Below are 21962 nucleotides of genomic sequence, written 5' to 3'. Positions count from 1 at the left end.
GCGGCTCGTTTCGAACGGGCTCAGCGGCTCGCATCCGATTTCGAGTCCGCCTCCTCCGCAGCTCGCATCGCGATGGCCGCGTGCGCAAACGAGCCTCCGGCACGGAGTGTCATCGCCACAAAAATTGCCTCAGCGATCTCGCTATCCGAAGCCCCCGCCTTCTTTGCCCGCTTGACGTGCACATCGATACAATATGGGCATTGCGTGATGTGGGCAGTGGCGATGGCAATGAGCTCCTTCACTTTCAACGGCAGCTCGCCGCCTTGAAACACGGAGCGCTCGAATTCCACAAAGCCGCGGAACATCTCGGGCTTAAGCTCGCGCAAGCGCCGCAGGCGCTTGCTTTCCTGCGGGTGGTAAAAGCACTCAGCCATGTTCAGCCTCCTTTTGGTGCCCAATGTCCTGGTGCCCAACGTCGCACGCACACGAGCGCAGCACAATCAGTCAGCCATGTGGGTGAGGGTTTGCAGGCTGAAATGGCCCTCTGGAAAGGCGAGCTCAATAAACTGCGTGCTGTACCGGCCGCCAATTGCGGCGCGGTTTGTCTTGTCGTTGACGCCCACGACCATGTTCGGCGTTACCGTTTTGAAGCTGCCGTCCTCGTTGCTCGACCAGTGAAAGGCGCACATTGCATTGTAGAAGTACTCGCCAGCCCGATTGTGAACGAGTTTCCACCAAATGCGGTAGAGCTCCTTATCCATGTACATGATCACCTTCCCGAAGTTGTAGAAGGGATCTTCCGACTCACCCTGGATAATCCACACCGGCCGGGGAATCATCACCAGGTTCTCCACCACCAACCACGGGGCACCTTTTGCTCCAGGGGTTTCGTAAGCGGCGGTAAAATAGGGAATGGCCACTTCTGCCCGGGTGGGCGACACCCAGCGCTGTTTCACCGGTTCCGGCGATAACACGGGGGCAAGCACTTTCCCCTCGCCCAACAGCTTCCACTTGTAATACTCCACCTTGCCCGCGTAGCAGTTCACGTCGTCCGCGTAGATGTCGAGGCCTGCCACCGGATCCGAGCGTGTCGCCGAGTTGACTCGTCTGACCCGACGGGTCGCAGGAACGTAAAACCAAGCCTGATCTTGCGATTCCCAGTCGTTGAAGCGTTTCCCCAGACCGGCCACGCCGTCGACGTCTTGCGGTTCCATGACCCCGGTGAGGCTCGCACCGCGCAAATTCTCCGGGTTGTCGATCGGTCCAAAGTGGCGGCCAAGAAAGCCATGGCCATGAAGCCACAGCTTGATGCGTTTGTACTCGCCACCGCCATCGATTCCGTTGAGGGTAAACGTCGCTCCCCCACCGCCGGCAACCGCGTTCGCTGCCTCGAAGTTCCACGCCATTTTGCAGGCAGCGTACGGATCGTTCGCCGTGTCGATCCGCGGAAAGGGGAAACCAAAGTAAAAACTCGGCATCTTGCCCGTGGTTACATCCTTTAGACCGCAAGTTTTTGGATCGACATCGTACTTGCCCGCGTTGGCCTCGCTTGCCTGCCAAAACTTTGCCGAATAGTTCTGGCGCAGCCGCTCGGGATCGACCTCGACCACCTTGAAGTAGTACTCCCCGTTACGCACCCGTTTCAGTACCGGTTCCGGCAACAAGCCTTCGCCCTGCTGCCAGTTGTTGGCGCTCAAGACCCAACTCTTCGGGTCCTCGGCTGCAGTAGGGACATTGCACACAGAGACAATTACGCCGACCAAAGCGAACAGGCCCCACGCGTTCCTCATGTGGAAATCCTCCGTAGACAAGCCAGTAGCCGGTTTGTCCCGCAGACGACTACGAAAGTCAATCTGCGCTCGGATGTTGCCCCGCCACCTCAGCCGATGGAACGTGCGGTTGGTGACCCACCGGAGCTGGCTGGCCACCTTCCCAGGCGGCGACCACCACGGCGACAACCAAATCGCCCAACACGTTCAGGACGGTTCGGCACATGTCGAGGAAACGATCCACGCCGAGAATGATTCCGATCCCTTCTGCAGGCACACCCACGGCCACGAGCACGGGCACGATCAGCGGCAACGAACCGCCAGGGACCCCTGCGGTACCAACTCCCGCCAAAATGGCCATCCCCACAACGAGGAGCTGTTGGCTCAGTGTCAACTCGACTGCAAAAAATTGCGCCAGGAAGAGCACCGTAATTCCTTCGAACAGCGCAGTGCCGTTTTGGTTCGCCGTGGAGCCCAGCGTCAACACGAACCCCGCAATGTCGTGGGGAACGCCTAATCGCTCCCGCGCCACAGCCAATGTGGTCGGCAGCGTGGCATTCGACGAACTCGTGGCGAAGGCGGTGACGGCAACGGGTTGAACGGCGGCGAGGAAGTCTCGCAGCGAGCGCCGGGCTCCCAAGCGAAGAACCAGTGAGTAAGTCACAAAAAGGTGAACCGTCAGCCCCAAGAGCACCACCGCCACATAAGCTCCCAATGGGCGGAGCACGTCGTAGCCGAGCCGAGCGGTAAGGGTGAACATGAGGCACGCCACGCCCAGTGGGGCAAGCTTCATGGCCAGGCCAACGACCTGCATCGAGACTTCGTACACGCCCTCTAACCAAGCCGTGAGCGGTCCTACGGTGCTACGATCGGCCCGCGCCAAGCCCAAGCCGAAAATCAAAGCAAAGACCATCACAGCAAGCATTTCGCCCTGTGCGGCCGCCCGCACGGGATTGTCTGGAACCATTTGGGTGAGTGCCTCGAGGCCAACAGGTGCGCGACTCGCGGCCAATGCACTGTCAACTTTTTGCGTGGTCTGTAGCAACCCCACCCGCGCATCTTCCGAAAGCAGCGCCCCAGGCTGCAGCAGGTCGACAAGGAGTACGCCGATGCCCACGGAGGCCGTGGAAATGACCACGGTCACGACAAGGGTTTTCAACCCCACGCGGCCCACACTTGCCAAATCTCCCAAGCCACTGACGCCAAGCGTAAGCGCCGAAAACACGAGCGGCAGGACGATGAGAAAAATGAGTCTCAGGAACAACCGGCCGATTGGCTCGGTAACCCCGTTCACAAAGGTGTTTAACCACGGCTGGCCGTGCCACAGGGCGTGGGTAGTGATGCCAGCGACTGTCCCGCCCACTAAACCCAAGAGCATTGGGCGGTGCGCGATGCTGAGTGCTGGCGTTGTCGGTGCCCCAGAAGTGACCACTAGTGTCCTCCGCAGCGCTGGTATATGCGGGAATGCATGGTCCTGCCACTCCCGGCACCAAGGAGGAACAATGGAACTCCGCAACGCGTTCGGCTCGCCGCTCAAGGTTCTGGGCGTACTCGTCCAGCTCCTCGGCTCTGCAATGCTGCTCTCGGTCCTTGCGGCACCGCTGCTAGCCAATGACTGCGTGATCTTGCTCCCGCTGTTTCAGCAGGGGCTGTCCGATGCCGAGATTGCCGCGCAAACTCGCTTGCCGTTTGCGGTTGTCGAGTCCTGCCGACGAGAACTCTCCCGGCCGTTGCCGGCTGGACCTGCTGGTGTTCCGCCCGCGGGCGCCGTCGGCCCTCCTCCGGGAGGTGCCGCAGGAAGGCCACCCAGTGGCGCCGCCGGCCCACCTCCCTTCGGGGCACCTGGACCGCCGCCCGTCGGTCGCGACATCCAACGACTGCCGAAGCGCTGAAGCGCTGCCCCAAGCGAAACAAAGAGGCGGCGCCCGCGAGAAAAACTCCTACTGCGTGGCGCCTGACGGAGGCGGTGAAGGAGTTCCTACCAATGCTGGTGCGCCCTGGGGACCTCTATGGATCTGAAAGCGGCGCCCCAAGGTCCAGGGGCGATCGAGCAAATACGCATGCTCTTTGAGCAGCTTCTCGTGCTGCCCTGGCGTGAGGAGCTCGAGTACAGCAAGTTTCGCGCGATTCCCGACACTCCACTGCGCCGCGAATGCGCGCTCCCACTCTTCCACTGCTTGGCGGGCACTGTTCCAATCTCGCTTCTTGACCGATTCGTGAAAACGGTCGCGCGCTTGGTTTTGCTTCCGGATGGCCTGCTCCGTCTCTTCCTGCGTGTGGACCATGGCCGCGTCCATCCGCTGGCGCTGTTCCGGTGAAAGCCCGAAAGCTTCGATGTAATCCGGCTGGTTCCACCAGTAATCAGCCGGAGCGGCGGCATGTGCCGGCGTCGGCCGGCTCGGTGTTCCGGTAGCCGCAGCCCTCGTTTGCTCTACGTTGGGAATGACAAACCGGATTGTAGGGAGCTGTTTGGGCTGTGCCCAGGCAACCCATTTCCCCAGGGGAGAGGCCAAGGGAGTGGCGCCAAGAATCACTGCAACATACGCCCCAGTCACCAGCCTCCGCAATGCCATCCGCAATAACCTTCTTCCTACGCGGTTCCCTTCCGCAACTTCGTCTCCTTGCTACAATGCGCGGCCATGGCAAAGCAAGCTACACATACGCAGCACCACCGCACCGATGCCGCGTCGGTGGGCTGTGCGGTGATCACGGTGAGCGACAGCCGCACGGCCGCCAACGATGACAGTGGCCAGCTTATTTGCAAGTTGCTCCGCGAAGCGGGCCATCGTGTGGAGCAATATCGCATCCTCCAGGATGAGCCCGCGCTCATCCTAGGCGCACTGCAAACGCTGCCGGAAGCCGCCGCCGCAGTGTTGATCAACGGCGGCACTGGCCTAGCGCGACGCGACACCACGTACGAAACCGTCAGCCGTTTGTTCGACAAGGAAATTACCGGCTTTGGGGAGCTCTTTCGGGTACTGAGCTTCGAAGAAATCGGGGCAGCCGCCATGCTCAGCCGAGCCACGGCCGGTGTTATCGGCCGGCGCGTGCTATTTTCCATGCCCGGTGCTCCGCGAGCGGTGGAACTTGCCATGAAGCGTCTCATCTTGCCCGAGCTCGGGCATGTTGTTGGCCTGGTGCGCCGGATTCAGTAGCCACGGAGGGTAAGCGTGGAAGTCCGGGTGCGCTTCTTCGCTGTGCTCCGGGAACGGACCGGGACGGAGATCACGGATCTCGAATTGCCGGGGCCTACTTCGGTTCGCGCAGCGTGGGAGGCGCTGCAACGGAAGTTCCCAGAACTTTCTCCCTTCGCCAACTGCGTCACCTTTGCCGTCAATCGTGAGTACGTGCACCTGGAGCACGAGCTCGCACCCGGGGATGAACTGGCCCTCATTCCACCCGTCAGCGGGGGCAGCGGTCGGGAGGTTCAATGACCCGCGATACGAATTTCCAGGTGCAGGTGCTGCGCGAGCCGATCGATACCGCCCGGTTGCTAGCAGCAGTCGCCGATCCGAGCTGCGGCGCCACCGTGCTGTTTGTTGGCTCGACGCGGGATCATAACGAGGGGCGACGCGTGCTCAGACTCGAATACGAGGCCTATGAAGAAATGGCAGAACGGGAGATGGAAAAAATCGTGCGCGCCGCACTCGCGCAGTGGCGCCTGGGCAAAATTGCCGCCGTTCATCGCCTCGGCCCCGTGCCCCTAGGAGAAGCGAGCGTGGCCGTCGCGGTATCTGCACCCCACCGCAACGAAGCCTTTGCCGCAGCCCGCTACACTATTGACGAACTGAAGAATAAAGTCCCGATCTGGAAGAAGGAAATGTTCGAGGGCGGCGAGCTCTGGATTGGCCTCCAGCAGTCGCCATCTTCAGCGAAGGCCGAATAAAAAAGTAGGGCGCCGCAGGCCTCACACCGCGGCGCCCTGCGTCTTCCTGCCTCAACTGTTCTCAAGCGGCACAGCCAACCGCACCATCATCGAGCGCGGCGGCGTTCTCCACATCAGTAGCGGAGCGATCCCACTCCAGCGCCAAGGCGGCCGCAGAGAGCACCAAGGCTATACCACTTCCCCACAACACCCAGTTCAACATTGGGACAACGAGGGGTAGCGTGGGAATCACTGCAGTCCATAACCATGAGGTCCATGCCATCTTTATTCTCCTTTGGTACTGCAATGTTAACCTCTGAATTCTGCGAATAAAGCCCCTGCAACATGAAAACGATGTTGGATTCGTGAACGGATTGCTTATGGGCTGAGAAGGCGGCCAACAGCGTGGCGCCCCATTTGGCACCGACCGGGGTCCAGCGAGGCACAACAAGGACGCAGACGAACCCAGGGGGGCCTTCTCTGATGCGACGCTATTGATTTCGCCCCGACCAGGCCCGTTTGAGCCGGTGACCGGAGTGGGCAGCTAGCCAGTCAGGCGCTTGGTACTGTCCCTGGGCTCGGATCCCAGTCACGTGATTCGCGCGATCGGCTCGGCGGACCCGCTTGCAGCTATGGCAATCCGTGTCTTTGTAAGCCTTCTCGCCTAGCCCCGCGCACCCCGCGCAGCGCGCCAAATTCGGTCACGTGGCCGCTCACCTAATCCGCAGCCTACGACTCGCGATCCCACACGGGCCATGGAGATCAACAATGCACCGGTTGACTCACTGGGAGAACGCCAATGGGCTCACAGTGAGGGACAACCAAATCGTTTAAGGCGTGCGGAGAAGCCGGTTGCGAGACCGACCATGTGGCATGCTGTTGGCGTATAGCTGGAGCGTGATCACTAAGAAAGGGCTCCTGGGCTTCACCTTAATGGAATTTGTAGCGACGCTGGCTCTGCTTGGCGTTACTGGGAGTTTCGCCCTTTCCCACTGGGCGCAGTGGCGCGAACGCATGGCGCTGCGAACGGCGGCGCGTCAGGTGATGCTGGATTTGTTTTCTATCCGCCTCCGCGCTGCTGCTACAAACCGTAGTCACCGCATTGTGTTTTCGCCCGGTTCCACCACGTACCAAAAGCAGTGGCGGCCGCTATCGACATACACGAACCTGGGCGGCGCGGTGGCCCTCCCCGCGGGAGTCAGAGTTGTCAGTTGCAATGCCAGCGGCCAAGCCATTGCCTTTAAGCCGCGGGGCAATGCAGCCACTTTTGGTACCGTGGTGCTGCGCAACGGCTTCGGAGAGGAAAAGCACATCATCGTGGACATTGCTGGCCGGGTGCGTTTGCAATGAAACTTCGCTCAGAACTCGGTATTTCGCTCATTGAAGTCGCGGTGGCCACCGCCATCTTGGGGGCCACGGCCGCTCTTCTATGTTTAACCCTGTTACGCGTGCGTGAACTCTCCACCATGGCCGAGAGGCTGTCGCGGGCCCTCGTCCTGGCGGTCAACGCAATCGAGCAAGCCCACGTGGGCCCGACTTTCACCGTGTGCCCGCGGGAGGACGGCTACCAGCAAAGCGTCGACATCCGGCCTTTTGAAGATCGTCCGGACCTGGACGAAGTGGTCGCCACGATCCAATGGTCAGGGCATAGCGAGCAGCGGCTAGAGCTCCGCACGCTGATCTATCGGCCGAGGTCGGGCGGAGGGTAAGCCATGTCGATCATTGAAGTGCTTCTGGCATTGCTGCTGATCCACGTGGTGTGCACAAGCGCAATAAGCTTCACTCGGAGTGTTCTGGGATTGCTGCGTCTTCAAGAGGTGAAGCGCGAGGCGATGCAAACAAATTTTCTCGCACTCGACATGCTGGCGCGGGAGTGGCGAATCGCGGGGTACAGTGCGGCAGGGGAACCCATCGATGGAGTGGCAAATGCCGCCGTACAGTCAGTCGAGCTCCGCGCCGACCTAGATGGGGACGGGACTACGGCCGGTCTCCACGAACGAATCGCATACCGGTGGGACAGCGGGCGCTCCGCCGTGACGCGTGCCACGCAGAACGCCAGCCCGCAACCGTGGCTCTCCAATGTTCCGTCCGATGGTTTCGTGCTCACATACTTTGATCCCACCGGCACGCCTGTGCCTTCGGAGGGAACCTCTAACAGCTCGATCGGCTTCATGCGGTTGCAGTTAACTACCGAATGGGCCGCGCAGTTACCCGAACCCACGCTGCGCGGAACTGTCGCAACATGCATTGCCACGGCGCGGCGCAACCGATAGGAATAGGAACCGCGCCCCTCATCCGGGCGCAGCACGGGGCCGCCCTGGTCGTGGTGCTCGGCTGGGTCGGTCTGCTGCTTCCCCTCGTGTCGTGGCTCTATTTGCAAGCGTATACCGACCAAGTGTTGGCGCAAAACCTCCGCAGGGAGTTAGATGCCTTTTACGTCGCCGAAGCTGGGCTGCACTACGCCTTAGCGGCCATCCAGAGCTGTGCATCCGCCGCCTGTGCGACACGCGGGCCGGACGGGATCAGCGGCACGGCGGATGACGGCAGCCTCCTGCGTAGTCCTCACGAGTGGATGCCTTTCGGCACTGAGGGGCGCGCCTTCCTGGTTCGCCTCGCGACGGTAGACGCTACTACCGTCCGTATCCGCTCGAACGGGCGAGGCTGGGGCGGCGGCAGCGCTGAGGTCGAAGCCCTCGTGCGCTGGCAAGGCGATGGCTCAGTGCACGTGTATTGGAACCAGGCACTAGACTCTTAAGTTGACGGGATCCGCTTCAACGAACCGGCTCCACCTGGGCCAATTGAGGCGCGTGAGATGGTGGGCTCCCGCAAACGAGATGCGCGCCTAATCCTTGCCTCGGGCATTGCTGCGGATCCGCTCCCCCGCCAAAAGCAGCCGTGAAGTGACGTAACTTGGCTAACTTTTCAAGAGATCCGTCTTTCATACACCAGCGCGACAAGGTATATGGCCTCAAGGTTCGGCGCTTCCTGGGGCTCGAGAAGACAACCAACAGCATCGCAGCACGATTCAGCGTATGGCAACTCGCATCCTCGTGGTTGACGATAACCCTGACAGCCTCGTCATCACGCGCGGCATCTTGGAACCCAAGGGTTACGAGGTCGTGGAAGCAACAAGCGGCCCCGAGGCTCTGGAGCTGGTCCTGCAAATGCCGCCAGATCTCATCCTGCTCGACATCATGATGCCGGGGATGAGCGGCCTCGAAGTTTTGCAACAGCTCAAAGAGCGGTACGAAACAGCGCGCATCCCGGTGATCCTCGTCACAGCCAAAACGGCGGACGAAGATGTCGTGCAGGGATACCAGTTCGGGGCGGACTACTACATCACCAAGCCGTTTACCGGAACGCAACTCTTGTACGGCATCGAGTTGGTTCTCGGGCGAGAGACGTCGAGTGACTAGCCGCGGCCGCCTGATTGTTTTCGAGGGAGTGGAAGGGTCCGGAAAGTCCACGCATCTCAAACGAGCTGCGCAAGCGTTGGAAGCTCGGGGACAAGCAGTCCTGCAGACGGCGGAACCCGGCGGAACGGAGATTGGCCAGCGGATCCGCGAGCTCTTGATGAACAGTCAAGGGCAGCCCCCCACGGCTTGGACGGAGCTTTTCCTCTATCTCGCCGACCGTGCCGAGCACGTGACCACCGTGGTTCGCCCGGCAATTCTCGCGCGGAAGATCGTTCTGTGTGATCGTTTTTCGGCTTCCACCCTCGCGTATCAGGGTTACGGCAGAGGTCTCGATTTGCAGCTCGTTCGCCAACTCGATGCAGTTGCGCGCCAAGGGGTGACACCCGACTTAGTCATCTTACTCGACTGCTCAGTCGATGTCGGTCTTCGACGCGCCGGCCGTGACGATCGCTTCCACCGCGAGTCGCTCGCTTTCCATGAGCGGGTGCGTGCGGGCTTCCTGGCCCTGGCCCGCGAGCCAGGCAGCAACTTTGTTGTGATCGACACCGGCGCATCTCCGGATGAGGTTCACGCACAGGTCCTTCAAGCAATCGACCAATGTCTCGCCCAAAATTGATTCGCTTCGCCGACTTGCTTGGTCTCGATGCGCTCAGGGAGAACCTGCAAGAGCGGGTGCGCAGTGGACGGGCCGCACAAACGATGCTCTTCATTGGACCGCCAGGTGTGGGCAAGCGCAGCCTTGCGCGCGCATGGACAGCGTGGTTGAGCTGCCCCAATGCCCGCGACAACCCCGAGGCGTGCGGAAGCTGTTCCACTTGCGTGCAACTTGCCGCCGGCACTTATCCCGAGCTCCTGTGGATTGCGGTGCCCGCAGGCAAGCGAGAAATCAGCATCGAGCGAGCGCGAGAGCTCAAAAAGTTTCTCGCGCTCGCGTCGCCGGAGGCAAAGCCACGGGTTGCAGTGGTGGAACGAGCTGAAGCGCTCACTACCGCTGCACAAAACGCGCTTCTGAAAGTTCTCGAGGAGCCCCCGCCGAACTCCTGGATTCTTCTTATTTCCAGCACGCCCGAGGGTCTGCTTCCCACCGTGCGTTCACGTTGCCAGCGCATCGCCGTACCGCCCCTCCCCCCGCATCTTCTCCGCGAAGCATTGGTGCGTCACGGCTTGAGCTCTGCGGAAATCGACCCACTCGTTCCGCTTGCTGAAGGGAGCGTGGGGCGGGCGTTGGAACTGCGCGAATCCGTCTCCGTTGACTTCGCGCGCAAGGCGGCCAATTTTCTTGCCACGCTCGGGCAGGCACGCTATGCGGCGATCGCGCAATTTGTCGAGGAACTGAGTCGCCCAGAATCCGCGCTCGAGCCTCGATTGCAAATGGTGTTGGCCATGCTTCGCGAGCAAGCAACCGAGTTCTCTACCGAAAACCTCCCAGGAGCCCGGATTGCCTCGGCGCGCGCTCAAGTGGTTTTGCGAGCGTGGCGCACCCTGCGCGAGGGCTATCCCAACCGCACGCTTTTGCTCGAAGCAATGCTGCTGGAAATGGCACAGGTGCAGCCATGAGCGAACCCCTCACCCCACCAGCGACCGCTGATGAGGAGACACTCCCCCGCCTCGTGGGAGTGAAGTTCCATCCCGTCGGGCCGATCCACGCATACGACCCAGGAGCGCTCGAGCTAAGGTGGGGTGACGCAGTTGTAGTGGCGACCGACGACGGTCAGCGCCTCGGAGTCGTCACCGCTCTTCCCTCCAATTACGAACTCCCAGCCGAGCCAATCCGCCGCGTGTTACGCAAGGCTACGGAAGCGGACCTGGACCGAGATGACCGCCTCCACGAGCAGCAGCAGCGGGCCTTTCGCTTGTGCCTCACCCGAATTCTCGAACGGGACTTGCCCATGAAGTTAGTTCGGGTCGAACAAACACCGGACGGAGGGCGAATCGTTTTCTACTTTTACTCGGAAGGTCGGGTGGATTTTCGCGACCTGGTGCGAGAATTGGCGCAAGCCCTCCACACTCGGATCGAGATGAAACAAATCGGCTCCCGGGAAGAGGCCAAGATGATTGGCGCCATGGGGCCTTGTGGCCGCGAGCTGTGCTGCTCCACATTCTTGCGCAACCCCGGCGGTGTCTCCGTAAAAATGGCCAAGACCCAGGGGCTCTCCCTCAACCCAGCCAAACTTGCGGGAATGTGCGGCCGCCTGAAATGCTGCCTGCGCTATGAGTACGAAACGTACTTAGAACTAGGCCGCGGTCTACCTGCAGTGGGGAAAAAGGTGATGTCCCTGCACGGGGCGGGAATCGTGCAGCGGCAGAATATCCTGAAACAGACGGTGCTGATTCAACTCGAAGACGGTGGAGCCCTCGTGGAAGCAAGCCTCGAGGATCTTATCGTCGCCAAAACTGGCGAGGGTGAATCATCGCCGCCTTCTAGCTCTGACCCGAACGGATCGGAAACTCCCCCAAAACCCTCCTGAGCAGCCCCCAGGATCGCCCCCAGCGCCCCCGTGCCAGGTCTCGACTCCTGGTCTATGGGAAGAACGCCAATGGAACGCTTTTACGTGACAACCCCGATTTACTACATCAATGCCGAGCCCCACCTCGGGCATACCTACACTATGATCGTTGCCGACACCCTCGCACGCTTTCAGCGCGCACGGGGAGTCGAGACCTTTTTGGTTACCGGGACTGACGAGCACGGCGACAAGATTGCCACCATTGCCGCCGCGCATGGGCAACACCCGAAAGTTTATGCGGACCGCATGAGCCCCTTGTTCGAGCGAGCGTGGCATGAGTGCGGTTTTTTGGTCGACCAGTTCGTTCGGACCACCGATCCCCGACACGAAGCGCTCGTACAAGAATTTCTCCAGCGTTTGTACGACAAAGGGGACATTTACTTTAGCCGTTACGCCGGCCTTTATTGCACCGGTTGCGAGCGCTTCTTGACTGAGAAGGAACTCGTCGACGGCAAGTGCCCAGACCACCAACGGCCACCCGAGCGGATCGAGGAAGAAAATTACTTCTTCCGCATGACCCGGTACTTACCAGCGGTCCAACGCCACTTTGAAACTTACCCGGATGCAATCTTCCCCGAGCACTACAGGAATGAAGTCTTGGCCATGCTTGCTAGCGGCAGCATCGGTGATTTGTGCATCTCGCGTCCAAAAGCCCGCCTCGAATGGGGGATCGAGTTGCCCTTCGATCGGAATTACGTGTGCTACGTGTGGTTCGACGCCCTCATTAGTTACATCAGCGGCCTCAAAATCCGCGGAGAGGAAACGTTCCGGGTCTTCTGGCCAACCGCAAACCACGTGATGGCCAAGGATATCCTCAAGCCGCACGCGATCTTCTGGCCTTCGATGTTACTCGCGCTTGAACTGCCTTTGTTCCGCCGCCTACTTATTCACGGGTACTGGGTTCGCGGCGAAGCCAAAATGTCAAAGAGCCTCGGCAACGTGATTCGGCCTCTAGACATCAAGCAGCAATTCGGCATCGATACGCTGCGTTACTTTTTGCTTCGTGAAATGGCCTTTGGGCAAGATGCCTCGTTCAACGAAGATGCGTTCGTTGCCCGTATTAATGCCGACTTGGCCAATGGTCTGGGGAACCTGGTGAGCCGCGTCCTCTCCATGCAGCAGCGCTACTTTGGGGGCCGGCTCCAGCCACTCGATCCCGACACTCCGAGGGATCAGGAGCTGTACGCAGCATTTTCTCAGGCCCTTACTGAGGTGCCGCAATGGACCGCGCAGCTTGCGTTCCACCGCGCCTTGGAGGCGCTCTGGCGAGCTTTGGACCACGCAAACAAGTACGTCGTGGAGACAGCGCCGTTTACCCTGGCTAAAGATCCCCAACAGCTTCCCCGAGTCGGGGGCATTCTCCATCGCCTCCTGCAGTGCTTGCACACGACGGCGATCTTGCTCGCGTGGTTCCTTCCGGAAACCAGCCAAAAACTCTTCTCACTTTTAGGCTTACCGCAGCCGACTGCTTTACCGTCTGAAATTCGCTGGGGCGAGGCCTTCCCGGAAAACCACTTGGTTGCTGGCCCGGTTACCCTGTTCCCCCGCGTCGACCTGCGCAAGGATCCAGCCGGCGCCAGCGCTCTTCCGTGAGTTCACGGCTCACGAAACGCAACGACGAAGTCATGCCATCCGCGACGACAAACGCCGCTGAGCTTCCGAAACTGCCCACCGGGCTCCTTGCCATTGACTCTCACTGCCACCTTCACGACCAGGCGTTCGATCAGGACCGCGATCAAGTCTATCAACGCGCACTGCGGGCAGGAGTACGTATGCTCGTGGAAATCGGGGCTTCAGATGGCTTGGATGGCAACCGTCGCGCTCTGAGTTTTGCCGCTCACCACGAAGGTGTGTACGCCACGGTCGGCATCCACCCTCACGATGCAAAGGAGGCCACTCCGGAAGCGCTGGCGACGCTCGAAAGCCTCGTGGCACACCCGCGCGTGATTGCCGTCGGCGAAACTGGCTTGGATTACCACTACGATCATTCTCCCCGACCGCAGCAGCGCGAGCTGTTACGGTACTTCATCGATCTCGCGCGCCGCAATCAGTTGCCGCTCACGGTCCACTTGCGCGAAGCAGAAGACGACCTGCTCGAAATCTTTCGCCTGGAGCGGGCTCAGGAGGTGGGAGGCGTCATTCACTGCTTCACGGGCAGTTGGGAGACCGCCAAGCGTTTTCTCGACCTCGGGTTTTTCCTGTCGTTTAGTGGTGTCGTCACGTTCAAGAATGCGGAAGGCGTGCGCGAAGTGGCCCGTAAGGTTCCTGAAGATCGCTTTTTGTTGGAGACCGATGCCCCCTATCTCGCTCCTGTGCCACGACGTGGCCGCCGCAATGAACCCGCCTTTGTGCTCTACACTGCGGAATGCATTGCCCGCTTGCGCGCCGTCAGCTTGGAGCGAGTTGTGGAACGGGCAACGGAGAATACTTGGCGTGCGTTCCCGCGAATTCGCGAAAGACAAGCTGGCACCACATGGCTCAGCCCAGCGGGCGTGCCAGGGGCGAGCGCGAGCGCAAAAAGTGACTGACGCACAGGCCAAGATTGCCTACCAAGTCCGGCTCGCTATTGGTTACAAACAAACAGTCGCCAGCAACAAAAACCTCCCCGCGCAGGCGCCGGAAACGCCCAATTCGGCGGAGTTCCGTCCGCGCGGCGCGCTGAATTGCCGGAACGAGTTTATCCAGCATGCGAAGCTGCGTATCGTTCACCAGCACAGCCATGTCGGGACCCAGGACGGCCACTCGCTGTACAAACGCCGCCATTTGCCCTGCTTCGATGTTACGCGGCGCCGCCGCCTTCGTTTCCACGTATATGAGTACCCCATCGGCAAGAGCCACGACGTCGTAGTCACCCCCGCCCTGCACCTTGCTGGGCCGCAGGTTCCACGTCGCTGCCATGCCGAACTCGCGGCGCAAAACCTCAGCCACGTACCACTCCAACGTGGGCCCGAGGGAACGCACGTCCTGCGACGCGAGCAGTGCCTTTCCTTTCCTCCATTGCACGAGATCGAGTTTTTCCAGGTCCCGCAAGTAACGGTGCACCACGTCCAGCGAACAGTAGTGGGTGAGCTCCTGGGGTTCTGCTCCCGCACGCAGGCGGATCAGGTCGCGCAAGAACAGCCGAAACGAGTAGTGGCTCAGGAGCGAATACAGTGCGTCTTGGCTGCGCCGCGTGACGGGAACCAATGCTCCGCTGCGCCGACGCACCCGGCATACCACCCCGCGGCGGCGTAAAGCAGCGAGCACCTCCCGTTCGCCGGCTTCCAATCCTGCTCCACCCACGTTGATGCCCTTTCCCTCGTCGCCGCTCCGCTCAGCGTACTACCCGTAACCCCTGCTTCGCCGCTTCCAGCGCAGACAACTTAGGCCAGCGACACGCCACCGTTACCACGGAGGCAGGCGAGCGGCCAGCGCGGCACGGCGACGCTATGAGGAAGTTTCGGCACCCGCTTCTCGCCTGCTCGGCCACAGTTATACTCGCACTTCGTGACCGACCTCCCTGTCCCTGAGACCCCAGCAGACAAGGATCCCGCATGGGCGGAAAAGCTGGATTCGATTCCTGCCCGTCCAGGGGTGTATTTGCTGAAGGACAGCGCAGGAAAGGTCATTTATGTCGGAAAGGCAAAAAACTTGCGCAGCCGCGTCCGGCAATACGTTCGCGGTGGGGACGATCGCTCCCAAATCCGTTTCCTGTTGTCCAAGATTGCTGACGTGGAAACCTTGGTGACGGCTAACGACAAAGAGGCGCTGATCCTCGAGAACAACCTCATCAAGCAGTACAAGCCCCGTTACAACATTCGCCTCAAGGACGACAAGTCGTACGTCAGTGTCAAAGTCACCCTCCAAGACCCTTGGCCGCGCATCTTGGTCACCCGCCGCATCGTCAAGGACGGCAGCCGCTACTTCGGACCCTACGACTCGGCGGCGAGCGTGCGGGAGACACTAGACACAATTCGTAAGATCATCCCGCTGCGAACTTGCCCCGATGCCGTCTTTCGCAACCGCTCCCGCCCGTGCCTGGAGTACCAAATTAAACGCTGCCTGGCTCCATGTTGCCTCCCGGTAGACCGCGCGGAGTACGAGCGGCATTTGCGCGAGGCAATTCTACTGCTCGAGGGCAAGAGCCAGCAACTCATCCGCCAACTCACGGCGGAAATGGAAAAGGCCGCCGAAGAGCTCCGCTTCGAGGAGGCGGCGCGCATTCGCGACCGTATTCGTGCCATCGAGCGAACGCAAGAACGCCAGCAAGTCTTTGCCCACCACCGTGGCGACACGGATGTGTGGGGCTTTTATCGCGAAGGCGGGTTTCTCCAAGTTGAGGTCCTATTTCTGCGACAGGGCAAGCTCACCAGCCATCAGCGCTACAGCTTGGCGGACCTGGAGTTCTCGAACGAAGAAATCCTCTCTATGCTGCTCCAGCAGTTTTATCAGGGAGAGCGCTACGTCCCCGACGAGGTGTTGGTTCCGTGTGACTTGGATGACGCGGAAACCCTCGAAGAGTGGCTTTCCGAGCGCAAGGGACAACGGGTCACCATCCACCGCCCCCAGCGCGGAGACAAGGTGCGCCTCTTGGAGTTAGCGAAGGAGAACGCCGCACAAGCGTTTCGCCAGCACCAAGATAGTGCGCAGCAGCGGCAACGGATGTGTACAGAGCTCCAGCAGGCTCTCCATTTGCGCCGCTACCCCCACCGCATCGAGTGCTTCGACATCTCGAACTTGCAGGGCGGTGGGGCGGTGGGTTCGCAAGTCACGTTCATCGACGGGGAACCGGACAAGAACCTGTATCGGCGGTACCGAGTCAAGACCGTGCCCCAACAGGACGACTTCGCCATGATGGCCGAGGTGCTATCGCGCCGCTTCGCCCGCGCCCGCGAGGAGGGCATGTACCCTGACCTGATTGTGATCGATGGCGGCAAGGGGCAACTGAATATCGCCTTGGAGGTCTTGCGGGAACTCGAAGTGGCAGAGGTGGAAGCCATCGCATTAGCCAAGGACCGGGTCGAACGTGCCCCGCGCGAACAGCAGGTGCGGCACAGCGAAGAGCGCGTGTTCCTGCCAGGACGCAAAAACCCCATCATTCTCCGCCGCAACAGTAACGCATTGTTCCTGCTCCAGCGGCTACGCGACGAAGCGCACCGCTTTGCAATTACATATCACCGGAAGCTGCGCGCTAAGGAGCGGCTGCGCTCTGTGCTTGACGCCATCCCCGGTGTCGGGGCTGTGCGACGCCGCCGGTTGCTCCGCCACTTCGGCAGCGTGCGCCGCGTGCGCCAAGCCTCCGTGGAAGAACTCGCCCAAGTTCCCGGCATCTCGCGCAGCTTGGCGGAGCAAATTTTCGCGGCTCTCCAACAAAACCTCCCACCTCCACCTCAACCGAAGCCGCAAGCGGAAGCTCCTCCAAGTGCTGAGGCAAAGGGAGTGGATGAATAAAACCGGCTGCGATGGCGTCGAGGGCGTCCTAACGAACCCGCCGGAAAACTCCCCCGACCGATCAAGCCTCTCTAGGGAAACCCTCGGTCCGAAGTTCACCCTAGTTCGGTGGCAATGCCTGAGCCATCAGCAGCCCGTGGCGGGATGTCGCCATAGGCGAGCCCAGACCCGGACACCGAGGGAGCTGCGCTCATCCTGAGCAAAAAAGGGGCGCCGGACCCGGAAGCGGTTTGGGGGCAGGGGCTGCCGGGCCCGTCACTCCTCACGCAAGCCGCCGTTGCTGCTTGCGCCGCGGCTGCGGGGGCAGGCAGCCGCGTGTTTGTACAGGGGCAACACCCTTATGGATTACTTCCAGTACTGATGCAAGAGGCTTCACACGTCTTTTTTGCTGCCTTGCAAGCCTCGACGTCGTTGCGGAGCTGTGTACCGCACGGGGTTGTACAGGCCCGCGCCGCTTGCAACGCCGCCTGACATTCCGCCGAGCTGACGCCGCTCGCGCAAGCCTGGCGAGCAGCGGCAATCTCGTCACTGCACCCCTGCAAGCAGGTGGCCGCCGCCTGTTGTGCAGTGGCTCGGCAAGCCGTTTCCGTTGCTTTGCAACTGAGTTTGCACGCGGGATCCACGGGCGGCGGACATTCGGTTTCTGGCGGGATTTCCGGACATGCCGCCTTACACGCGTCTTCCGCAGAACGACATTCAGCCGCGGCGGAGCGGTATGCCGAAGTACACGGCTGCGCACATTGCACGTAGGCTGCCCAAGCATCGGCACATGCCTGCGACCGCGGATCCACGCACGCGGTGCGTACCGCCGCCAAAGCATCCGCACAGCTCGAGCTTAAGCACGCACGCAGTGCCTCCCGCGCTTGCGCCTTGCAGGTTCGCTCGGCGGCATCGCACTGACGCCGACAGGTGGGGTCAATCTGCAGGCCGAGCAACAGACAACGCGGAGGCCCGCCAAGGTGCCCCATTCCGTCGTCGTCCCCCCTCACTCCACCCTTCCCTTTGCCATGCCCAAACGCTGCTGGTGGCCCTACGACAAAAATCGCTGCCAGAGTTGTAACACTTAACCACAATTTTCTTTTCTTCATCTTCCGATTCTTCCCCGAGCGCCTTAATCAATTCCAACCACTGCTTGAGCTCGTTGTCTCGTTCGGGAACGGTCCGAGCCTTCCCAGGCCGACCTCCCGTTGGACTGCCGACTATGATGAGAAATTTCCACACTTTACTGCTTGACCATCGCGACCAATCGCAAGCTCCCCTTGCTCAGGAACCCATTGTCCACCACAGTGGGCCGAGCATAGGTTCGGGCAACGCGCATGGGAGGAAACGGGAATGCACAAGGTATTGATTCGTCGAGGGCGGGTGTTGCTTCCCCACGGTTGGCGCGACCAGACAGATGTGCGCATCGAGGAAGGCGTGATCGATCGTGTCGACCAAGACGTGGCAGCCCCTGGCGCCCGGGTGATTGAGGCACAAGGCTACCTCGTGGTTCCTGGATTTGTAGATTTACACCTGCACGGTGCCTTTGGCCTTTTTTGCGAGAGCGGACGGTCAGAGCAAATTCTCGACCTGTCGAGCAAACTCCCTCAATTCGGCGTGACCGGCTTCTTACCCACGGTCGCCACCTTGCCTCGGCGCCGCTTGCAAGCTGCCGTCGAAGCGATCGCCATGGCGGCCGGCGGTGAACCAGGAGCCCGCATCCTCGGCATCCACCTCGAAGGGCCTTTCCTCAATCGCCACTGCGCGGGCGCGCAGAATCGCCGCTGGATGCGACCACCGGACTTGGCGGAGTTCGATGACCTCGTCGGTCGGAGTAGCGGGTTGGTGAAAATGATCACCGTGGCGCCGGAACTTCCCGGCGCATTGCCGTTGATCGCCGCGGCCGCCGAGCGCGGGATTACCGTTGCGCTCGGCCACAGCGAAGCAAGCGAAGAACTGACGCTAGTAGCGGTCGATGCGGGCGCTACGCACGTGACACACTTGTACAATGCCATGGCCCCGTTTCACCACCGCGAGCCCGGTCTGGTCGGGGTGGCATTGAGTGAGCCATCGCTCACGGTCGAGCTGATTGCCGACGGTCACCATGTACGGCCGCGAGCTCTCGAACTGGCCTGGCGCGCACGCGGAGGTGCAGGCATGGTGCTCGTGAGCGATGCTGTCGCCCTGGGCTTGCCGCAGGGTGAATACGAACTCCTGGGCAAGCGCTGCGTCGTACAGAACGGCGCTGTAAGGACAGCCGGCGGCGGTGCCTTAGCGGGTAGCGCCCTATCGCTCGACCAAGCTGTGCGCAATCTGTTTCGCTGGCTTCCCACGATCGCCCCTGAGCGCGTGTTCGAGGCTGCAGCGGTAAACCCTTGCCGGATTCTCGGTATCGATCATGCCTACGGCCGTATCGAAGCTGGTTACCAGGCCGATCTAGTCGTTCTCGATCAGAATTACGAAGTCGCTTACACGATTATTGGGGGACGAGTCGTGTACGAACGCACCGGAGCGTGATGTCCCCGAGAGGGTTCCACGGGCCACGACAAGCGTGCGAGCTCTGCATTCTCGTGCCAACCACCCGCTGGTACCGGGAGTATGACGGTCCCGTGCCCTTTGCGATCCTCGACTGTGACTCCTGCGATGTGCCTATGGCGGTCTTGCGCGAGCACAAAGCCACGGTGGAGCCCTGGGAGCGAGCGATCATCGAAGCAGCGTTGCGCAAGGTGGCCGACGAGCTGTTCCCGCAAGGCTGGTTTTTTGACGATCACATGCGTCAGATTCCCGACCACTACCACATCCATGCACGCCCTCTTCCAGCGTGGGCTCCTCGTCGAGGGCGACGGCCTGACTAAGCGGGGTCCACACCCGATCGGCAGCAAAGGCCAAGCTGCGTCCGCAGGCGACGTATTCAAATCCATAAAACTTGCCGCTCGGTGAACGCCTGGATACCCTGCATCGACCATGGTTGCGAACACGCTGCCAGAGAACCAGGCACCAGTGTCGTTCGAGCATGTCCACATGCGTTTCGGAACCCGCGCTGTGCTCGTCGACTTTTCCTGCGAGTTCCCTGGCGGTCGCATCTCCGTCGTTCTCGGAGGCAGTGGAGCGGGCAAGACCACGATTCTCCGACTGATCGGCGGACTTATTCAGCCCCAAGCCGGGCGCATTTGGGTGGCCGGCACCAACGTGGTGGGTTTGTCCGAGCGCGAGCTGTACAGAGTGCGACAATACCTGGGGATGATGTTTCAAGGCGGTGCTTTGTTGAACTCGCTCAGCGTATACGAGAACCTTGCCCTTCCTCTGCGCGAACACACGAAACTCAGCGAGGAAGAGATCGCCGATCGTGTGCACTCCACTCTGGCGGCCGTCGGCTTGCGCGACGTCGATCATCTCCTGCCCGGCGAACTGTCTGGCGGAATGGTCAAACGCGTTGCGCTCGCCCGCGCGATTTTGCGCGACCCGCAAATTCTCCTTTGCGACGAGCCCTTCTCCGGGCTCGATCCGATTTCCGTCAAGCGCATCGAGGCGCTGCTGCGCCGCATCAACCAAGAACGGGGCATCACGATGATCGTTTCCTCACACCATATCCCGTCCACGATGCGCATGGCGCACCATGTGGTCCTGCTGTGGGACCATCAAGCCGTGCAAGGGCCTCCACAAGAACTGGCCAACAACCCCGATCCACAAATTGCCGACTTCTTCAACGAGGAGATTCATGAAGAAGGGGTCCGTGAACCCCAACATACGCCAGTCCAACGGTGGTAACGAACCATGACCAGGGTAATCCAGGACATTGGCTTTGCCACAGTTCGTTTTGTTGCGGAACTGGGGCGGATCACGTGGTTTGCCATCGATGTCACCCGTGCCGTGGTCACGCCACCGCCGCGTGTGTCCGCGTTTATGGCGGAGCTGTTCAACATCGGTGTGCTGTCGTTGCTAATTATTTGCGTGAGCGGTGCTGCCGTCGGCATGGTGCTGGGCTTGCAAGGTTACAACACCCTCGTTCGCTTCGGCGCAGAGGAATCGCTCGGGGCTGTTGTCGGCCTGAGCCTGATTCGCGAGCTTGGCCCAGTACTGACCGCACTTCTGACGACTGGCCGCGCCGGCTCAGCGACAACGGCAGAAATCGGCACAATGGTCGCTACCGAGCAACTGGATGGCTTGCGCATGCTGGCAATCGACCCCGTTCACCTGGTCGTTGCACCGAAGACACTCGCCATGATCGCTGCCATGCCGCTGCTCTCTGCCCTGTTCATCGTTTGCGGGCTCGCCGGCGGCTACTTCGTGGGCGTAGCACTCATGGGTGTGGACGCGGGGAACTATATTTCCAGTTTGCAGAACGCGGTGGATTTCCGCGACGACGTACTCGGAAGCATCCTGAAAGCGTTCATCTTCGGTATTCTCGTCGGTTTGATTTCCACATTCCGCGGCTACACCTGCCATCCCACTTCGGCAGGCGTGAGTGCCGCAACAACTTCCACGGTGGTGGTTGGATCGGTATCGGTGCTGTTGTTCGACTATATCATCACTGCATTGTGGGGCGTGTAAGGGGCTGCCATGAATCGATCACCTCGCCGAGACCTCATTGTCGGTTTGTTTGTACTCGCCGGGCTTGCGGCGTTAGCGTACCTGTCAATGAACGTCGGTGGGCTGACCTTCCATAACCAAGGCGGCCTGACCCTGTATGCATCGTTCGACGAAATTGGTGGCCTGAAACCGCGAGCTCCGGTGGTCATCGCCGGCGTCAAAGTCGGGCAAGTCGTCGACATCATTTTGGATAACGATTATCGGGCGCGGGTCCGAATGGACCTACGCCGAGAGCTTAAGCTGCCCGTTGACACGAGTGCTTCGATCGTGACTGCCGGTCTGCTCGGCGACCAGTACATCTCTCTACAGGTCGGTGGCGAGGATCGTTACTTGGAAAACGGGGGCGTAATTACGATCACCGAGTCGGCGCTGAGCCTGGAACGTTTGATCGGCAAGTTCATTTACTCTTTGGATCGCGGCGGGGGAAACAACGCGAACTCGCGCCAAGGCGCAAGTGGTGAATGAG

General features: G+C 60.8%; 26 protein-coding genes. 20 read left to right on the top strand and 6 right to left on the bottom strand.

Annotated elements, in window-relative coordinates:
* Window positions 1-20: 20 nt before the first annotated feature.
* The 3 genes from N3C12_02605 to N3C12_02595 all read right to left on the bottom strand — a co-directional run bounded on the left by N3C12_02605 (window position 21) and on the right by N3C12_02595 (window position 3141).
* A complete protein-coding gene (locus tag N3C12_02605) occupies window positions 21-374 on the bottom strand; it encodes a carboxymuconolactone decarboxylase family protein (GenBank protein ID MCX8071332.1) in 354 nt (117 codons plus the stop codon).
* 66 nt (window positions 375-440) lie between these two features.
* Window positions 441-1730, bottom strand: coding sequence for a DUF1329 domain-containing protein (locus N3C12_02600; protein ID MCX8071331.1), 1290 nt, complete (start codon window positions 1728-1730; stop codon window positions 441-443).
* Window positions 1731-1788: 58 nt separating this feature from the next.
* The gene (locus N3C12_02595) at window positions 1789-3141 is read right to left on the bottom strand and encodes a dicarboxylate/amino acid:cation symporter (protein ID MCX8071330.1); all 1353 of its coding nucleotides are present in this window, start codon (window positions 3139-3141) and stop codon (window positions 1789-1791) included.
* Between the two features lie 70 nt (window positions 3142-3211).
* Between N3C12_02595 and N3C12_02590 the strand changes: the two genes are divergently transcribed.
* Window positions 3212-3601 carry a hypothetical protein gene (locus N3C12_02590; protein ID MCX8071329.1) on the top strand — a complete coding sequence of 130 codons (390 nt, stop codon included), beginning with the start codon at window positions 3212-3214 and terminating at the stop codon, window positions 3599-3601.
* Between the two features lie 48 nt (window positions 3602-3649).
* On the opposite strand, the gene N3C12_02585 is transcribed toward N3C12_02590, so the two are convergent.
* Window positions 3650-4282: a hypothetical protein gene (locus N3C12_02585; GenBank protein MCX8071328.1), complete on the bottom strand. Its 633-nt coding sequence runs from the start codon at window positions 4280-4282 to the stop codon at window positions 3650-3652.
* Window positions 4283-4348: 66 nt separating this feature from the next.
* Between N3C12_02585 and N3C12_02580 the strand changes: the two genes are divergently transcribed.
* From N3C12_02580 to N3C12_02570, 3 genes are read left to right on the top strand one after another with little or no spacing between them, the layout of a single operon-like run.
* Complete coding sequence (locus N3C12_02580; protein ID MCX8071327.1) at window positions 4349-4864, top strand: molybdenum cofactor biosynthesis protein MoaB; 516 nt, start codon at window positions 4349-4351, stop codon at window positions 4862-4864.
* 15 nt (window positions 4865-4879) lie between these two features.
* Window positions 4880-5143 carry a molybdopterin converting factor subunit 1 gene (gene moaD, locus N3C12_02575; GenBank protein MCX8071326.1) on the top strand — a complete coding sequence of 88 codons (264 nt, stop codon included), beginning with the start codon at window positions 4880-4882 and terminating at the stop codon, window positions 5141-5143.
* Entirely contained in the window at window positions 5140-5595 is a 456-nt protein-coding gene (locus N3C12_02570; protein MCX8071325.1) for a molybdenum cofactor biosynthesis protein MoaE, read from the top strand. Before moaD ends, N3C12_02570 begins: the two co-directional genes overlap by 4 nt.
* Window positions 5596-5656: 61 nt before the next feature.
* Here the strand turns inward: N3C12_02570 and N3C12_02565 are convergent, their stop codons facing one another.
* Window positions 5657-5857: a hypothetical protein gene (locus N3C12_02565; GenBank protein ID MCX8071324.1), complete on the bottom strand. Its 201-nt coding sequence runs from the start codon at window positions 5855-5857 to the stop codon at window positions 5657-5659.
* A 590-nt stretch (window positions 5858-6447) separates the two neighbouring features.
* On the opposite strand from N3C12_02565, the gene N3C12_02560 reads away from it, so the two are divergent.
* The 10 genes from N3C12_02560 (at window position 6448) to N3C12_02515 (ending at window position 14025) form a co-directional block, all read left to right on the top strand.
* Complete coding sequence (locus N3C12_02560) at window positions 6448-6924, top strand: GspH/FimT family pseudopilin (GenBank protein ID MCX8071323.1); 477 nt, start codon at window positions 6448-6450, stop codon at window positions 6922-6924.
* Window positions 6921-7283, top strand: a complete 363-nt coding sequence (locus N3C12_02555; protein ID MCX8071322.1) for a hypothetical protein — start codon at window positions 6921-6923, stop codon at window positions 7281-7283. Before N3C12_02560 ends, N3C12_02555 begins: the two co-directional genes overlap by 4 nt.
* 3 nt (window positions 7284-7286) lie before the next feature.
* Entirely contained in the window at window positions 7287-7847 is a 561-nt protein-coding gene (locus N3C12_02550) for a hypothetical protein (protein MCX8071321.1), read from the top strand.
* Window positions 7848-7897: 50 nt separating this feature from the next.
* Window positions 7898-8329 (top strand): hypothetical protein, encoded by a 432-nt coding sequence (locus N3C12_02545; protein ID MCX8071320.1) that lies wholly within the window; start codon window positions 7898-7900, stop codon window positions 8327-8329.
* Between the two features lie 277 nt (window positions 8330-8606).
* The gene (locus N3C12_02540) at window positions 8607-8990 is read left to right on the top strand and encodes a response regulator (GenBank protein ID MCX8071319.1); all 384 of its coding nucleotides are present in this window, start codon (window positions 8607-8609) and stop codon (window positions 8988-8990) included.
* Window positions 8983-9606 carry a dTMP kinase gene (tmk, locus tag N3C12_02535; GenBank protein MCX8071318.1) on the top strand — a complete coding sequence of 208 codons (624 nt, stop codon included), beginning with the start codon at window positions 8983-8985 and terminating at the stop codon, window positions 9604-9606. The genes N3C12_02540 and tmk overlap by 8 nt, the downstream gene beginning before the upstream one ends.
* Window positions 9588-10547: a DNA polymerase III subunit gene (locus N3C12_02530; protein MCX8071317.1), complete on the top strand. Its 960-nt coding sequence runs from the start codon at window positions 9588-9590 to the stop codon at window positions 10545-10547. Before tmk ends, N3C12_02530 begins: the two co-directional genes overlap by 19 nt.
* A complete protein-coding gene (locus N3C12_02525; GenBank protein ID MCX8071316.1) occupies window positions 10544-11458 on the top strand; it encodes a stage 0 sporulation protein in 915 nt (304 codons plus the stop codon). The genes N3C12_02530 and N3C12_02525 overlap by 4 nt, the downstream gene beginning before the upstream one ends.
* A 69-nt stretch (window positions 11459-11527) precedes the next feature.
* Window positions 11528-13090, top strand: coding sequence for a methionine--tRNA ligase (metG, locus tag N3C12_02520; GenBank protein ID MCX8071315.1), 1563 nt, complete (start codon window positions 11528-11530; stop codon window positions 13088-13090).
* On the top strand, window positions 13087-14025 hold the full coding sequence (locus N3C12_02515) for a TatD family hydrolase (GenBank protein MCX8071314.1): 939 nt from the start codon (window positions 13087-13089) through the stop codon (window positions 14023-14025). The genes metG and N3C12_02515 overlap by 4 nt, the downstream gene beginning before the upstream one ends.
* Here N3C12_02515 and N3C12_02510 read toward each other — a convergent pair.
* A complete protein-coding gene (locus tag N3C12_02510; GenBank protein ID MCX8071313.1) occupies window positions 13976-14779 on the bottom strand; it encodes a hypothetical protein in 804 nt (267 codons plus the stop codon). The genes N3C12_02515 and N3C12_02510 overlap by 50 nt on opposite strands.
* 204 nt (window positions 14780-14983) lie before the next feature.
* On the opposite strand from N3C12_02510, the gene uvrC reads away from it, so the two are divergent.
* The 6 genes from uvrC to mlaD all read left to right on the top strand — a co-directional run bounded on the left by uvrC (window position 14984) and on the right by mlaD (window position 21961).
* Window positions 14984-16927: an excinuclease ABC subunit UvrC gene (gene uvrC / locus N3C12_02505; protein MCX8071312.1), complete on the top strand. Its 1944-nt coding sequence runs from the start codon at window positions 14984-14986 to the stop codon at window positions 16925-16927.
* 1332 nt (window positions 16928-18259) lie between these two features.
* Window positions 18260-19423: an N-acetylglucosamine-6-phosphate deacetylase gene (nagA, locus tag N3C12_02500; protein MCX8071311.1), complete on the top strand. Its 1164-nt coding sequence runs from the start codon at window positions 18260-18262 to the stop codon at window positions 19421-19423.
* Complete coding sequence (locus tag N3C12_02495; protein ID MCX8071310.1) at window positions 19423-19761, top strand: hypothetical protein; 339 nt, start codon at window positions 19423-19425, stop codon at window positions 19759-19761. Before nagA ends, N3C12_02495 begins: the two co-directional genes overlap by 1 nt.
* Window positions 19762-19927: 166 nt before the next feature.
* Window positions 19928-20674, top strand: a complete 747-nt coding sequence (locus N3C12_02490) for an ATP-binding cassette domain-containing protein (GenBank protein ID MCX8071309.1) — start codon at window positions 19928-19930, stop codon at window positions 20672-20674.
* A 6-nt stretch (window positions 20675-20680) separates the two neighbouring features.
* A complete protein-coding gene (locus tag N3C12_02485; protein ID MCX8071308.1) occupies window positions 20681-21457 on the top strand; it encodes an MlaE family lipid ABC transporter permease subunit in 777 nt (258 codons plus the stop codon).
* Between the two features lie 9 nt (window positions 21458-21466).
* The gene (gene mlaD / locus N3C12_02480) at window positions 21467-21961 is read left to right on the top strand and encodes an outer membrane lipid asymmetry maintenance protein MlaD (protein ID MCX8071307.1); all 495 of its coding nucleotides are present in this window, start codon (window positions 21467-21469) and stop codon (window positions 21959-21961) included.
* Window position 21962 lies beyond the last annotated feature (1 nt).

Source organism: Candidatus Binatia bacterium (genome assembly GCA_026415395.1).
GTDB lineage: Bacteria > Desulfobacterota > Binatia > HRBIN30 > HRBIN30 > HRBIN30.
This window is presented reverse-complemented; position numbering and strand designations above follow the sequence as displayed.